Raw genomic sequence first — 13,139 nt, 5'->3', positions numbered from 1 at the left:
GGTTGACCGCCACCCGGCGGAGGTCAGCGGACCACCACCGTGCGCGGGGCGGAGAAGTCGCCCCAGGTGCCGTCGGGGAGGCGGGCGCGGAGGGTGAGGGTGTAGGTGGTGCCGGGTTTCGCCTGGGCGGAGAAGGTGTAGGTGGCACGGCCGGTGGGCGGGTCGGCGCCCCAGACGATGGTGGTGGCGAAGCGGCCGTCGATGTGGAACTGGTAATGGGTAACGGGGCCGCCGGTCTCCGGCGGGGTCCAGGTGAGGGTGACCTCGCCGTGCGCGGAGGTGGCGGCGAGGTCGCGGGGGGAGGTGTTGGGGGGCGCGCCGGGGGCGGTGGCGGTGGTGAGTTCGGCCGGGGGGCTGTCCGGGGAGGAGTTGTCGGCGGCGTCGCGGGCGCGGAGGGTGAAGGAGTAGGCGGTGCCGGGGCGCAGGCCGGTGAGGCGGGCGGTGGTGGTGTCGCCGGGTGCGGTGTGGATGCGTACGCCGGCCTGGTAGACGTCGTACGCGGTGACGCGGCGGTCGTCGCGGGCGGCGGTCCAGGTGAGGGTGGCGGCGGTGGCGCCGGCGGGGGCGGCGCGCAGGGCGCGGGGGGCGGTGGGGGGTTCGCGGTCCTCGGCGGTGGCGCGCCGGGTGGTGGCGGGGACGGCGGCGGTGGGCGGCGAGGTGTTGCCGGCGGCGTCGCGGGCGCGGACGGCGAAGGCGTGCCGGGTGCCGGGGGCGAGGCCGGTGACGTCGGTCATGAGATGGGGGGCGGGGAGGTCCTTGACCTTGCGGCCGTCCTGGAGGATCTCGTAGCCGGTGACGGCCCGGTCGTCAGTGGCGGCCTCCCACATGACGTGGACGGTGGTGGAGCTGCCGGAGACGGCGGTGAGGCCGGTGGGGGTGGTGGCCGGGGTGGTGTGCGGTGCCGGGGCGGGGTCGGCGCAGCCGGTGAGGGCGAGCGCGAGTGCGAGTGCGGTCAACAAGCTTGCGGCGAGCGGGCGTTGCACGGGCCGGCCTCCGTCCGTCGGAAAGGTCTGGACCTATATCGCACGGGGCGGGGGCGGGTCGCAAGGGGGTGGCGGCGGGGGCGTTGTCAGTGGGGTCCGCTTCACTGGAACCGTTACTCTCCGTAGTCGATTCTTGGGGGGATCATGACGGACCGTTCGCTGTACGTGTCGTCGGCCGGGGTGCTGCGGCGCGGCTGGACCGACGGGATGGTGCGGGAACTGCTGGGCCTGCCGGACGTGCAGGGGCGCGACCCGCGCCGGTGGTCGCCCGCGCCGCTGCGGCTGTACCGGCTGGCGCGGGTGGAGGCGCTGGAGCGGACGCCGGAGTTCGCCTCCGTGGCGGCGCGGGCGCGGGCGGCCGGGTCCGCGCCGGGGCTGCGGGCCGCCGTCGCCGGGCGGGCCGCGCGGCGACGGGACGCCGTGCTGGCCGCCGTCCGGGCCGAGCCGATCGAGGTGCCCCTGCTGCCGCCCGCCGAGCTGGACCGGCGGGCCGCCCGGTACCGGCGGCTGCTGGCCGCGCGGGCGCCGGCCGGCGCGGTGCCCGTCGGGCCGCCCGCCCGCTGGCGGGTCGCCTACCTGCGCCGGTGCCTCGCCCGGTACGACTCCCTGCTCGACGGGCTGTACGGCGGGACCGGCCGCCGCGAGGCCGAGCGACTGCTGCGGCGCCGGGTGTACGGGGCGATCGCGGCGGCCTATCCGGCACTGGCCCCGGAGTGCGCCCGGCGCCTCGCCCTGGAGGACCGGTGAGCCGCCCGGACGCGCCCCCGCCCCGGGTCCCGCGCGACACGCGGGACCCGGGGCGGGGCGGAGGGAGCGGCCGGAGGTGGCTCGCGGCGGCCCGGAGCGCCGTCCGGAGGATTCTGCCGGGGCCTCCCGGTCGGCTGGGACAGCTGGGGCGCCCCTCCGGGAGGGCGGGCCGGGCGGGAGCTTCCGGACCCGCCCTAGTGGGCGTGGGCCGTCTTCACTCCCCGGGCCTCCGAGATCTCCTCGCCCGGTTCCATGGGCGCGGTCACCTCGTCGTCGTTGCGGCGGGCGCCGAAGTGGTTGAAGACCACGTTGAGCAGGACGGCCGCGACACAGCCGGTGGAGATGCCGGAGTCCAGGATGATCTGCGCGGTCTCCGGGAAGGCGTGGTAGAAGTCCGGCTTGGTGATCGGGATGATGCCGACGGCCAGCGAGACGGCCACGATGAGGACGTTGTTGTCCTTCTCCAGGCCCGCCTTGACCAGGGTCTGGATGCCGCTGGCGGCGACCGAGCCGAAGAGGACGACGCCCGCGCCGCCCAGGACCGGGCGGGGCACGACCGAGATCAGCGAGGCCGCGACCGGCGAGAGGCCCATCAGGACGAGGATGCCGCCGCCGCAGGCGACCACGAAGCGACTGCGGATCCGGGTCATGGCGACCAGGCCGACGTTCTGTGCGAAGGCGCTGCACATGAAGCCGTTGAAGAGGGGGCTGAGCGCCGAGCCGAGGGTGTCGGCGCGCAGGCCGGCCGCGATGGTCTTCTCGTCGGCGGGCCGCTCGACGATCTCGCCGAGCGCCAGCATGTCGGCGGTCGACTCGGTCATCGAGACCAGCATGACCACGCACATCGAGATGATCGCGGCGAGCGCGAACTGCGGGGCGCCGAAGTGGAAGGGGGTGGGGAAGCCGACGACGTCGGCCTCGGTGACCGGCGTGAAGTCGGTGACGCCGAAGGGTATGGCGATCAGGGTGCCCAGGACGAGGCCGACGAGGACCGCGATCTGCTTCAGGAAGCCCTTGGTGAAGCGGCGCAGCAGCAGGACCACCGCGAGGGTGATCGCGGCCAGGGCGAGGAACTTGCCCGAACCGTACTCCGCCGCCTTGGGGTCGGGCCCCTGGGCCCAGCCGAAGGCCACCGGCAGGAGCGAGATGCCGATGAGGGTGATGACGGTGCCGGTGACGACCGGCGGGAAGAATCTCACCAGCCGGGAGAACCACGGCGCGGCGAGGAAGCCGAGGAGTCCGGCGACGATGATCGCGCCGAAGATGACGGGCAGCGCGTCGGCCTTGTTCTCCGTCGTGTTGACGATGGCGATCATGGGGGCCACGCCGGCGAAGGTGACGCCGTTGACGAAGGGCAGCTTGGCGCCGATCTTCCAGACGCCCAGCGTCTGGAGGAAGGTCGCGAGGCCGGCGGTGAAGAGGCTGGCGCCGGTCAGGAAGGTCAGTTCGGTGCCGGAGAGGCCGACGGCCGCTCCGACGATCAGCGGCGGGGCGACCACGCCCGCGTACATGGCGGCCACGTGCTGGAGGCCGCTGGTGAACATCTTGAGTGGGGGCAGGGTCTCGTCGACCGGATGCTTGGTCCGGTCTTCGGGGGCGGAGCCTGCATCGTCTGCATGGCGAACCTGGGGCTTGACGACCACGGGGTTCCTCCGGTCGGGTACACGTCGGCGGTGACGCGGGTGTCAGGGAGGTGGTGCGTGCGGTGCTGTGCGCGAGGTGCGGCTCGTTCGCTGGGTGGTGCGGTGCGCCGGGTGCGGGAGGCGTGGCGCGGGGGCGGGGCGTCCGGTGGGGGGATCGGACGGGACTCCCCGTCCCTGGGGTACGACGGTCCGGCCGGCGGTGCCGTTCGGGTACGGGCGATCGCGGGACCGGTTCGGGTCCCGCGGGGCGATCGCCCGCGGAGGACCGGGCGGGGTCCTGGTGCGGGCGGCCCGGCGGGGACCGGATGCGGTCCCGTCACGGGCCGCCGTCCCGGAGCGCGGCGCTCGGTTCTTCCGTGCGCCGCACCCCGGTCGGGCTGCCGCGGACCCCGCTCGGGTCCGCGGCGACCGGTCGGGGGCCGTCCCCCCCGACCGGATTCCGGGGGAGGCTCAGCCCTGGGCCGCGATGCGGGCCAGACGCTGTGCCTCGGTGCGCGCCTCGCGCGCGATGGTGTCCTCGTCGACGGTGAGCAGGTGGTCGTTCTCGACGATCTGCCGGCCGTTGACGAAGGAGGCGGTGACCGGGGCCGCCGCGCCGAAGACGAGGGCGGTGACCGGGTCGGCGATGGTCGAGTGGCCGAGGCCGTCGACCTTCCACAGGACGAGGTCGGCGAGCTTGCCCGCCTCCAGGGAGCCGACGCTGTCGGCGCGGCCGAGGACCTGCGCGCCGCCGTAGGTGCCGAGGCGGAGGGCCTGGCGGGCGTTGAGCGCGGCCTCGCGGTGGGCGCCGAGGCGGTTGATCAGCAGCGCGTTGCGGAGTTCGGTGTGGAGTTCGCCGGACTCGTTGGAGGCGGTGCCGTCGACGCCGAGGCCGACCGGGACGCCCGCCTTCAGCATGTCGGGGACGCGGGCGATGCCGGCGGCGAGGCGCGCGTTGGACGACGGGCAGTGGGCGACGCCGGTCTTCGTGCGGGCGAAGGCGGCGATGTCGGAGTCGTTCATGTGGACGCAGTGCGCCATCCACACGTCCTCGCCGAGGAAGCCGGTCGACTCGAAGTAGTCGGTCGGGCCCATGCCGAAGAGCTCGTGGCAGAACTTCTCCTCCTCGACGGTCTCCGAGCCGTGGGTGTGCATGCGCACGCCGAGGCGGCGGCCGAGCGCGGCGCCCTCGCGGAGCAGCTCGGTGGAGATCGAGAAGGGCGAGCAGGGCGCGACGGCGACCTGCGTCATCGCGTCGAAGGAGGCGTCGTGGTACCGCTTGACGGTCTCCTCGGTCGCGGCGAGCGCGCCCTCGGTGGTCTCGACGGCGAAGTCCGGCGGCAGGCCGCCGTCCTTCTCGCTGCGGTCCATGGAGCCGCGGGCCAGGGTGAAGCGCACGCCCATCTCGGAGGCGGCGCCGATGATCGCGCCGGACAGGTCGCCGGAGCCCCGGGGGAAGACGTAGTGGTGGTCCATGGCGGTGGTGACGCCGCCGCGGGCCATCATCGCGAGCGATCCCCGGGCGGCGGCGCGCACCATGGGCTCGTCGATCCGCGCCCAGGTGGGGTAGAGCGCGACGAGCCAGTCGAAGAGGTTGTGGTCGGTGGCGAGGCCGCGGGTGATCCACTGGTAGAAGTGGTGGTGGGTGTTGACCAGGCCGGGGGTGACCAGGTGGCCGGTGGCGTCGATCCGCCGGACCACGTTCTCCAGGTTCTCGGGGGCCCTGCCGGGGCCGAGGGACTCGATCCTGTTGCCGGCGACGACGAGGTACCCGGAGGCGTACTCGGTGTCGTGCGCGTCGACGGTGGCGATCGCCGCGTTCTCGATGACGATGCGCCGGTCTGCCGAAGGTGCTGCCATGGCGGTGCTTCCTTCATTCCTCTTGGGTGGGGTGGGCACGGCAGGACCCTAGGAGGATTTGAGTGCCGGGGCCGTCTGGCGGCTCCGGGTGCCGAGATGATGGAAGAACAGGTTCAGCAGGACGGCGACGAGCGCGCCGGCGCTGATGCCGGAGCCGAGGACGGTCTGGGCCCAGGCGGGGAAGTCGGCGTAGAAGGTGGGGGCGGCGAGCGGGATGATGCCCGCGCCGAGTGCGACGGCCACCAGGATGATGTTGGAGCTGTCGTCGAGTCCGGCCTCGGAGAGGGTCCGGATGCCGCTGACGGCGATGGAGCCGAAGAGGACGATGCCGGCGCCGCCGAGGACGGGCATCGGGACCATGGAGACGACCGCGCCGAGCACCGGGAAGGCGCCGAGGACCAGGAGGGCGCCGCCGGCGACGGCGACCACGTAGCGGGAGCGGACCCGGGTGAGCGAGACGACGCCGACGTTCTGCGCGAAGGCGGAGGTGGGGAAGCCGCCGAAGACGGGGCCGAGCAGGGTGGCGATGCCGTCGGTGCGCAGGCCGCGGGTGATGGTCCTGCCGTCGCTGGGCCGTTCGCAGATCTCGCCGAGGGCGAGCATGCCGGCGCTGGACTCGGTCATGAGGACCAGCATCACGATGCACAGGGAGAGGATCGCGGCGGGCTGGAACTCGGGGGCGCCGAAGGCGAAGGGCGCGGGCAGCGCGGCGATCGGCGCCTCGCGCAGGGCGCTGAAGTCGGCCATGCCGAAGGGGATGGCGGCCAGGGTGCCGATGAGCAGGCCGAGGAGCAGGGCGACCTGCTTGAGGAAGCCCTTGCCGAAGCGCTGGAACAGCAGGACGACGACGAGGGTGAAGCCGGCGAGGGCGAGGTATCTCATCGAGCCGAAGTCGGCGGCGGTCTTGTCGCCGCCCTGGGCCCAGCTGACGGGCACCGGCATCAGGGTGACGCCGATCAGGGTGATGACGACGCCGGTGACGAGCGGCGGGAAGAAGCGCAGGAGCCGGCCGAAGAAGGGTCCGACGGCGAGGCAGAAGACACCGGCGACCATGACCGCGCCGTAGATGGCGGGGAGTTGGTGACCCGGGGCGCTGGTCTCGGCGATCGCCAGCATGGGGGCGATGCCCGCCGAGGAGGCGGCGTTGACGAACGGGAGCCGGTTGCCGGCGAAGCCGCGGACGCCGAGGGTCTGCAGGATGGTGGCGCAGCCGGCGATCAGGAGGCCGGCGGCGATGAGCCGGGTCATTCCGGCGGCGTCCAGGCCGACGGCCTGGCCGATGATGAGCGGAGGGGTGACGACGCCGGCGTACATGGCGGCGATGTGCTGGAGCGCGGCGGGGACGAGCCGCGAGGCGGGGAGCTTTTCGTCCACGGGGTGGCAGGCGGCCGGGGACGGGGCCGCGGTGGACGGGGTGGAACACGGGCCTTCGGCAGGTGCCGGCCCCTTTGCGGGCAGTGCCATGTGGGGTTCCCTCCGGTCTGGTGCCGGGCCCCGCCCGACTGCGGGCGGGCGGGGGCCGGTTCACTCAGTGCCGCTCAGAGATGAGGTGCCGCTCAGAGATTGGTCATGTCGACCGGGATCAGCGCCGTGGCGCCGTCACGCAGGACCGTGGCCTCGATGAGGCCGTACATGCGGTCCGCGGCGTAGTAGACCTCGTTGTCGTTCTTCAGCCCGAAGGGTTCGAGGTCGACCAGGAAGTGGTGCTTGTTGGGGAGCGAGAAGCGCACCTCGTCGATCTCCGCGCGGTGGTTGATGATCCGCGTGGCCATCTGGTACAGCGTCTGCTGGAGGGAGTACGAGTACGTCTCCGCGAAGGCTTCGAGCATGTGCCGCTTGGTCTGCTCGTAGGACCGCTCCCAGTTGGGCATCCGCTGCTCGTCGTCGGTCCAGTTGAACCGCCAGCGGCCGGACACCTGGGTGGCCAGGATGCGGTCGTACGCCTCCTGGAGGGTGGTGTACTGGTCCTTGATGTAGCCCCAGAACTCCGAGTTGGTGGAGTTCATGACGACGAGGTCCTTGAGGCCGGAGATGACCTCCCACTTCTCGCCGTCGTAGGTGATCTGGGTGACCCGGGTCTCCTGGCCCTTGCGGGCGAAGGAGTGGTTGACCTCGTCGGCGCCGATGAACTTGGAGTTGGCGTCCGAGGAGGCGATGCGCTCCCAGGAGTACTCCTCGATCCGGATGCGGGCCTGCTTGATCGGCTCCTGGCTCGTCACGAAGTGGCGGGCGAGGTGGATGCCGAACTGCTCGGCGGACTCGATGCCGTACTCCTTGGCGAACGCGAAGACGGTGTTCTTCGTCGTGTCGGTGGGGAGGCAGTGGGCGTTGGAGCCGGTGAGGTGGACGTCGCTGAGGTCGCCGGAGAGGGCGACAGAGACGTTCAGGTCCTTGATGTGGTGGGTGGCGCCGTCCCGCGTGATCTTGACGACGCGGTTCTCTGCTTTGCCGTACTGGTTCTGGCCGAGAATCGTGGGCATGTCTGCTAGCTCCCTCGGTAAACGGAGTAGCCGAACGGGTTGAGCAGCAGCGGTACGTGGTAGTGCTCGCCCGGCTCGACGGCGAACGTGATCGCCACCTCCGGGAAGAAAGCACCGTCCGGACCGCTGTCCCGATTCGCGGGGGCGTCCTGCTGCGCCTCGGCTTGCTGGTTCTGCTTGGTCAGGAAGTACGCCTCGGTCTCGAAGTCGAGGCGCACGTGGGTGGTGCCGACCGGCAGGGCCGGCAGGTCCTTGCACCGTCCGTCGGCGTCGGTGGCCGAGCCGCCGAGCGCGACCCACGCGGCGCCGGAGCCGGCGCGGGCGGCGAGGGTGATCGCCACGCCCTCCGCGGGGCGGCCGATGCTGGTGTCCAGGATGTGGGTGGACACCGATGCGGTGGTGTCGGTGCTCATGCGGCGGTCTCTTCCTCTGCGAGTCGGGCGAGCCGGATGCGGTTGATCTTGCCGAGTTCGGTGCGGACGGTCTCCCGCTCCGCCTCGGGCGAGTTGCCGATCCGTTCCCTGACCGCGTCGCGCATCCGCTCGCCGGTCAGACCGGTGGCGCAGATGAGGAAGACGTGGCCGAACCGGTCCTGGTAGGCCAGGTTCAGTTCGAGCATCTCGGCCTTGAGCGCGTCGGAGGCCCCGGCCATCCCGCTCTGCTCGCGGGTGGAGGTCGGGTCCCCTTCCTTCGGACGACCGATCGGCGGGTGGCCCGCCATCGCCTCGGCCAGGTCTTCCGCGGTCAGCTCGGCCATGGCGGCGTCGCTGGCGAGGAAGAGGGCTTCGGCGGTGGGGAACGGGCGCTGGGCGAGGATCTTGCTCCCCCACGCCGAACTGGAGCACACCTCGTGGAGCGCGGCGAGAGCCTCGCTGTCCGCCGTGGTGTTGAACCGGGTGAGACCCGGTGTCGTACCTGAAGTCACGGGAAGCCTCCGTGGCTGTTTTTCGCTGTGCGTCGGACGGGCTGCGGATAGCTAACGCCCTCGGCAACACGACGTCAACACTTTGTTGAAAAGTCGGTGACACGAAAGCCGTCGCCCCGACATCCGGGCGACGGCTTGTAGCCATACTTGATCAACTAGGCGTTCTTGGAGGCGTTTTCCCTGTTCAGGTAGTTGTAGACGGTGAAGCGGCTGACCCCCAGGGCGCCGGCCACCGTCTCCACTCCGTGCCGCACCGAAAAGGCACCGCGCGCCTCCAGGACCCGGACCACCTCCTGCTTGGCCTTGCGGTCCAGATCCGCCAGCGGCATTCCGTGCCGCCGCTGGAGCGCCGCGAGGATGTGGTCCAGGGAGTCCGACAGCTGCGGCAGCCGTACGGCGAGGACGTCCTGGCCGTCCCAGGAGAGGACGACGTCGTCGGCCGCCGCCTCCCCCGGCTCCAGCACTTCCGCGCCCATCGCGTCGACCAGCGGCTTCACCGCCGCCGCCAAGGGGTGCTCGGTCACTTCGCGTCCTCCCCGCCCTCACCGATCACGTTGACCTGGAGCGAGACCCGGGTGGCTCCGGCGGCGAGCGCCTTGCGCAGCAGCTCGTCGACGGCCGTGAGGACGGCGTCGGCACCGCCTTCCGCGGTGTTGCCGAAGGGGCCGACGTCGACGGCGTCCAGCTCCGCCGACTGGATGACCTCACGGGCCACGACCGCGTGGGCCGGCGCCTCGTCGAGGTCGAACGGCTCGGTCGTGAACTCCACTCTCAAACGCACCATGGCCCCACGCTACGGCCCGTACCGGGCCCCTGGGGAGCCCCGGAGCGGAGGGGGCCCCTTGACAAGGAGCGCCACCCGCTTGCAACATTCCGTCAGACAGAAACTTACTTCCGCAATACGGAAGGAGCGCCGCCCTCATGGCCCGCTTCTCAGTAGGCGCCGGCACGGACCAGCGCTTCGATGTGAACCTGTCGATCCTCTTCACGGAACTCCCGCTCCTGGAGCGCCCCGCGGCCGCCGCCGCGGCCGGCTTCACCGCGGTCGAGCTGTGGTGGCCCTGGATCGACACCGCCACCCCCGAGCAGAGCGAGCTCGACGCCCTCAAGAAGGCCCTCGACGACGCCGGCACCCGGCTGGTGGGCCTGAACTTCTACGCCGGACAGCTCCCCGGCCCGGACCGCGGCGCGGTCTCGGTCCCGGGCGAGGAGTCCGAGCGCTTCCGGGCCAACATCGACGTCGCCGCGGACTTCGCCGCCTCGGTCGGCTGCACGGCGCTCAACGCGCTCTACGGCAACCGCGTGGAGGGCGTCGACCCCAAGGCCCAGGACGCCCTCGCCCTGGAGAACCTGGTCACGGCCGCCCGCGCCGCCGACCGCGTCGGCGCGATCCTGCTGATCGAGACCCTCAACAAGCCGGAGTCGCCGCTCTACCCGCTGGTGAGCGCCCCCTCCGCGATCGAGGTCGTCGACAAGGTGAACGAGGCCACCGGGCTCGGCAACGCCAAGTTCCTCCTCGACATCTACCACCTGGCCATGAACGGCGAGGACGTCAGCGCGGTCATCGCCGAGTACGCGGCGAAGACCGGCCACGTCCAGATCGCGGACATGCCGGGCCGCGGCGCCCCGGGCACCGGCGACCTCCCGCTGGAGCAGCTCCTCGGCGAGCTGAGGAAGGCCGGTTACGACGGCTGGGTCGGCCTGGAGTACAAGGCGGCCGACGCCGCCGCGTCCTTCGAGTGGCTCCCCGCCGAGGCCCGCCCGGCCCGCTGACGCAGGCTCCCTCCCCGTATCACCTTGTTTTGAGAGGCACCCTCATGAGCAACCTCCCCAAGATCGCGTGGATCGGCCTCGGCATCATGGGCTCCCCCATGTCCGAGAACCTGATCAAGGCCGGCTACTCGGTGACCGGCTTCACCCTGGAGCAGGACAAGCTGGAGCGCCTGGCGGCCGCCGGCGGCACCGCGGCCGGCTCGATCGCCGAGGCCGTGAAGGACGCCGACGTGGTCATCACGATGGTGCCCGCCTCCCCGCAGGTCGAGGCGATCTCCTACGGCCCCGAGGGCATCCTGGAGAACGCCAAGCGGGGCGCGCTGGTCATCGACATGTCGTCGATCACCCCGCAGACCTCCGTCGACCTGGCGAAGAACGCCGCGGAGAAGGGCATCCGCGTCATCGACGCCCCCGTCTCCGGCGGCGAGGCCGGTGCCATCGAGGCCGTGCTCTCCATCATGGTCGGCGGCGAGCAGGCCGACTTCGACGAGGCCCTCCCGATCCTGGAGGCCCTCGGCAAGGTCATCGTCCTGTGCGGCCCGCACGGCTCCGGCCAGACGGTCAAGGCGGCCAACCAGCTCATCGTCGCCGTGAACATCCAGGCGTGCGCCGAGGCCGTGGTCTTCCTGGAGAAGTCCGGCGTGAACCTGACCGCCGCCCTCGACGTCCTCAACGGCGGTCTGGCCGGCTCGACCGTGCTGACCCGCAAGAAGGACAACTTCCTGAACCGGGACTTCAAGCCCGGCTTCCGGATCGACCTGCACCACAAGGACATGGGCATCGTGACCGACGCCGCCCGCAACGTCGGCGCGGCCCTCCCGGTCGGCGCCGTGGTCGCCCAGCTCGTCGCCTCGCTGCGCGCGCAGGGTGACGGCGGCCTGGACCACTCGGCCCTGCTCCGCGCGGTCGAGCGCCTCTCCGGCGCCCAGGTCTGATCCACCGCCCCGGATTCCCGGGGCCCCAGATTTCCGGTCGGCGGCGGCGCTGACACCTGTCCTGTCGCGCCCAGGCGCCGCCGCCGACCGGAACACCACACTTCATTTTCAACAAACTGTTGACGCTGTGTTCCGAGCGAACTTACGCTCCACGGCATCGTCCGCAGCATCCTGTACGGAAAGGCCGCCCCGACAAATGACGCAGCGCGTGCTTACGACCGAGTCCGGCGCCCCCGTCGCCGACAACCAGAACTCCGCCACCGCCGGCGTCGGCGGCCCCCTCCTCCTCCAGGACCAGCACCTGCTGGAGAAGCTCGCGCGCTTCAACCGTGAGCGCATCCCGGAGCGCGTGGTGCACGCCCGCGGCTCCGGCGCCTACGGCTACTTCGAGGTGACCGACGACGTCACCGCCTACACCAAGGCGGACTTCCTCGGCGAGGTCGGCAAGAAGACCGAGCTCTTCATCCGCTTCTCCACCGTGGCCGACTCGCTCGGCGGCGCCGACGCCGTCCGCGACCCGCGCGGCTTCGCGGTGAAGTTCTACACCGAAGAGGGCAACTACGACCTCGTCGGCAACAACACCCCGGTCTTCTTCATCAAGGACCCGATCAAGTTCCCCGACTTCATCCACTCCCAGAAGCGCGACCCGTTCACGGGCAAGCAGGAGGCGGACAACGTCTGGGACTTCTGGGCCCACGCCCCCGAGGCCACCCACCAGGTCACCTGGCTGATGGGCGACCGCGGCATCCCGGCGTCGTACCGGCACATGAACGGCTACGGCTCCCACACCTACCAGTGGACCAACGAGGCCGGCGAAGCCTTCTTCGTGAAGTACCACTTCAAGACCAACCAGGGCGTGCGCAGCCTCTCCTCGGAGCAGGCCGCCGAGCTCGTCGGCCAGGACGCCAACTCGCACCAGACCGACCTGCTCCAGGCCATCGAGCGCGGGGTCACCCCCTCGTGGACCCTGTACGTCCAGGTCATGCCGGCCGCCGAGGCCGCCGAGTACCGCTTCAACCCGTTCGACCTCACCAAGGTGTGGCCGCACAGCGACTACCCGCTCCAGCGCGTCGGCCGGATGGTCCTCGACCGCAACCCGGACAACGTCTTCGCCGAGGTCGAGCAGGCCGCGTTCTCCCCGAACAACTTCGTGCCGGGCATCGGCCCCTCGCCGGACAAGATGCTCCAGGGCCGCCTCTTCGCCTACGCGGACGCCCACCGCTACCGCCTCGGCGTCAACCACACCCAGCTGCCGGTGAACGCCCCGAAGGCGACCGCCGCCGACAACTACGGGCGCGACGGCCTGATGGCCACCCGCTACGGCTCGCGGCACGACAAGAACTACGAGCCCAACTCGTACCAGGGCCCGGCCCAGACCGACGCGCCGCTCTCCGCGCCGCTCGCGATCCACGGCTGGACCGGCACCCACGCCGCCCCGCAGCACACCAAGGACGACGACTTCTTCCAGGCCGGCGAGCTGTACCGGCTGATGTCGGAGGACGAGAAGTCCCGCCTGATCGCCAACATCGCCGGCGGTCTGTCCCAGGTGTCCCGCGAGGACGTCATCGAGAAGAACCTCGCCCACTTCGCCGCCGCCGACGCCGAGTACGGCAAGCGCGTCGAGGAGGCCGTCCGCGCCCTGCGCGAGGACTGATCTCGTACTCCCAGACCGCGTACGGCATCTGACGGGAGGTCAATGCCGTACGCCGTCCGGAGGCACCGGCCCGGATGAGGGGTGGTCGGTGTCCGCCGGACAGCGTGAGGACCGCGGCGGCATCGAGCCAGTGCGGTGGCCAGGACGCCCGGCCCCCTTC

13 protein-coding genes are annotated in these 13,139 nt (G+C 71.6%); 4 read left to right on the top strand and 9 right to left on the bottom strand.

Going from position 1 to position 13,139, the window contains the following annotated elements:
* Positions 1-23: 23 nt before the first annotated feature.
* Positions 24-956: a fibronectin type III domain-containing protein gene (locus IE219_RS30985; RefSeq protein ID WP_229850244.1), complete on the bottom strand. Its 933-nt coding sequence runs from the start codon at positions 954-956 to the stop codon at positions 24-26.
* A 171-nt stretch (positions 957-1,127) separates the two neighbouring features.
* Here IE219_RS30985 and IE219_RS30980 point away from each other — a divergent pair, with 171 nt between their 5' ends.
* Positions 1,128-1,730, top strand: coding sequence for a hypothetical protein (locus IE219_RS30980; RefSeq protein ID WP_189983590.1), 603 nt, complete (start codon positions 1,128-1,130; stop codon positions 1,728-1,730).
* Between the two features lie 194 nt (positions 1,731-1,924).
* Here the strand turns inward: IE219_RS30980 and IE219_RS30975 are convergent, their stop codons facing one another.
* The 8 genes from IE219_RS30975 to IE219_RS30940 form a co-directional block, all read right to left on the bottom strand.
* Positions 1,925-3,274, bottom strand: a complete 1,350-nt coding sequence (locus IE219_RS30975; protein WP_229850242.1) for a nucleobase:cation symporter-2 family protein — start codon at positions 3,272-3,274, stop codon at positions 1,925-1,927.
* A gap of 549 nt (positions 3,275-3,823) precedes the next feature.
* Complete coding sequence (locus tag IE219_RS30970; protein WP_189983586.1) at positions 3,824-5,212, bottom strand: 8-oxoguanine deaminase; 1,389 nt, start codon at positions 5,210-5,212, stop codon at positions 3,824-3,826.
* A 48-nt stretch (positions 5,213-5,260) separates the two neighbouring features.
* Positions 5,261-6,676 (bottom strand): nucleobase:cation symporter-2 family protein, encoded by a 1,416-nt coding sequence (locus IE219_RS30965; protein WP_189983584.1) that lies wholly within the window; start codon positions 6,674-6,676, stop codon positions 5,261-5,263.
* A gap of 92 nt (positions 6,677-6,768) precedes the next feature.
* On the bottom strand, positions 6,769-7,692 hold the full coding sequence (gene pucL, locus IE219_RS30960) for a factor-independent urate hydroxylase (RefSeq protein ID WP_189983582.1): 924 nt from the start codon (positions 7,690-7,692) through the stop codon (positions 6,769-6,771).
* A gap of 5 nt (positions 7,693-7,697) precedes the next feature.
* Positions 7,698-8,105, bottom strand: coding sequence for a hydroxyisourate hydrolase (uraH, locus tag IE219_RS30955; RefSeq protein ID WP_189983580.1), 408 nt, complete (start codon positions 8,103-8,105; stop codon positions 7,698-7,700).
* Positions 8,102-8,617, bottom strand: coding sequence for a 2-oxo-4-hydroxy-4-carboxy-5-ureidoimidazoline decarboxylase (gene uraD, locus IE219_RS30950; protein WP_189983578.1), 516 nt, complete (start codon positions 8,615-8,617; stop codon positions 8,102-8,104). The genes uraH and uraD overlap by 4 nt, the downstream gene beginning before the upstream one ends.
* Positions 8,618-8,772: 155 nt before the next feature.
* Positions 8,773-9,093 (bottom strand): helix-turn-helix domain-containing protein, encoded by a 321-nt coding sequence (locus IE219_RS30945; RefSeq protein WP_189983608.1) that lies wholly within the window; start codon positions 9,091-9,093, stop codon positions 8,773-8,775.
* Positions 9,094-9,137: 44 nt separating this feature from the next.
* Positions 9,138-9,398 carry a YkoF family thiamine-binding protein gene (locus IE219_RS30940; RefSeq protein WP_043231600.1) on the bottom strand — a complete coding sequence of 87 codons (261 nt, stop codon included), beginning with the start codon at positions 9,396-9,398 and terminating at the stop codon, positions 9,138-9,140.
* Positions 9,399-9,538: 140 nt separating this feature from the next.
* Here IE219_RS30940 and IE219_RS30935 point away from each other — a divergent pair, with 140 nt between their 5' ends.
* The 3 genes from IE219_RS30935 to IE219_RS30925 all read left to right on the top strand — a co-directional run bounded on the left by IE219_RS30935 (position 9,539) and on the right by IE219_RS30925 (position 12,979).
* Positions 9,539-10,390, top strand: a complete 852-nt coding sequence (locus IE219_RS30935; RefSeq protein WP_189983576.1) for a TIM barrel protein — start codon at positions 9,539-9,541, stop codon at positions 10,388-10,390.
* Positions 10,391-10,434: 44 nt separating this feature from the next.
* Positions 10,435-11,325 carry a 2-hydroxy-3-oxopropionate reductase gene (locus IE219_RS30930; protein ID WP_189983574.1) on the top strand — a complete coding sequence of 297 codons (891 nt, stop codon included), beginning with the start codon at positions 10,435-10,437 and terminating at the stop codon, positions 11,323-11,325.
* A 196-nt stretch (positions 11,326-11,521) separates the two neighbouring features.
* On the top strand, positions 11,522-12,979 hold the full coding sequence (locus IE219_RS30925) for a catalase (RefSeq protein ID WP_189983571.1): 1,458 nt from the start codon (positions 11,522-11,524) through the stop codon (positions 12,977-12,979).
* The last annotated feature ends 160 nt before the right edge of the window (positions 12,980-13,139 follow it).

This window comes from Streptomyces termitum (assembly GCF_014650175.1).
Classification (GTDB): Bacteria; Actinomycetota; Actinomycetes; order Streptomycetales; family Streptomycetaceae; genus Streptomyces; species Streptomyces termitum.
The sequence above is the reverse complement of the archived record's forward strand: the minus strand, read 5'-3'. Positions and strand labels throughout refer to the sequence as shown.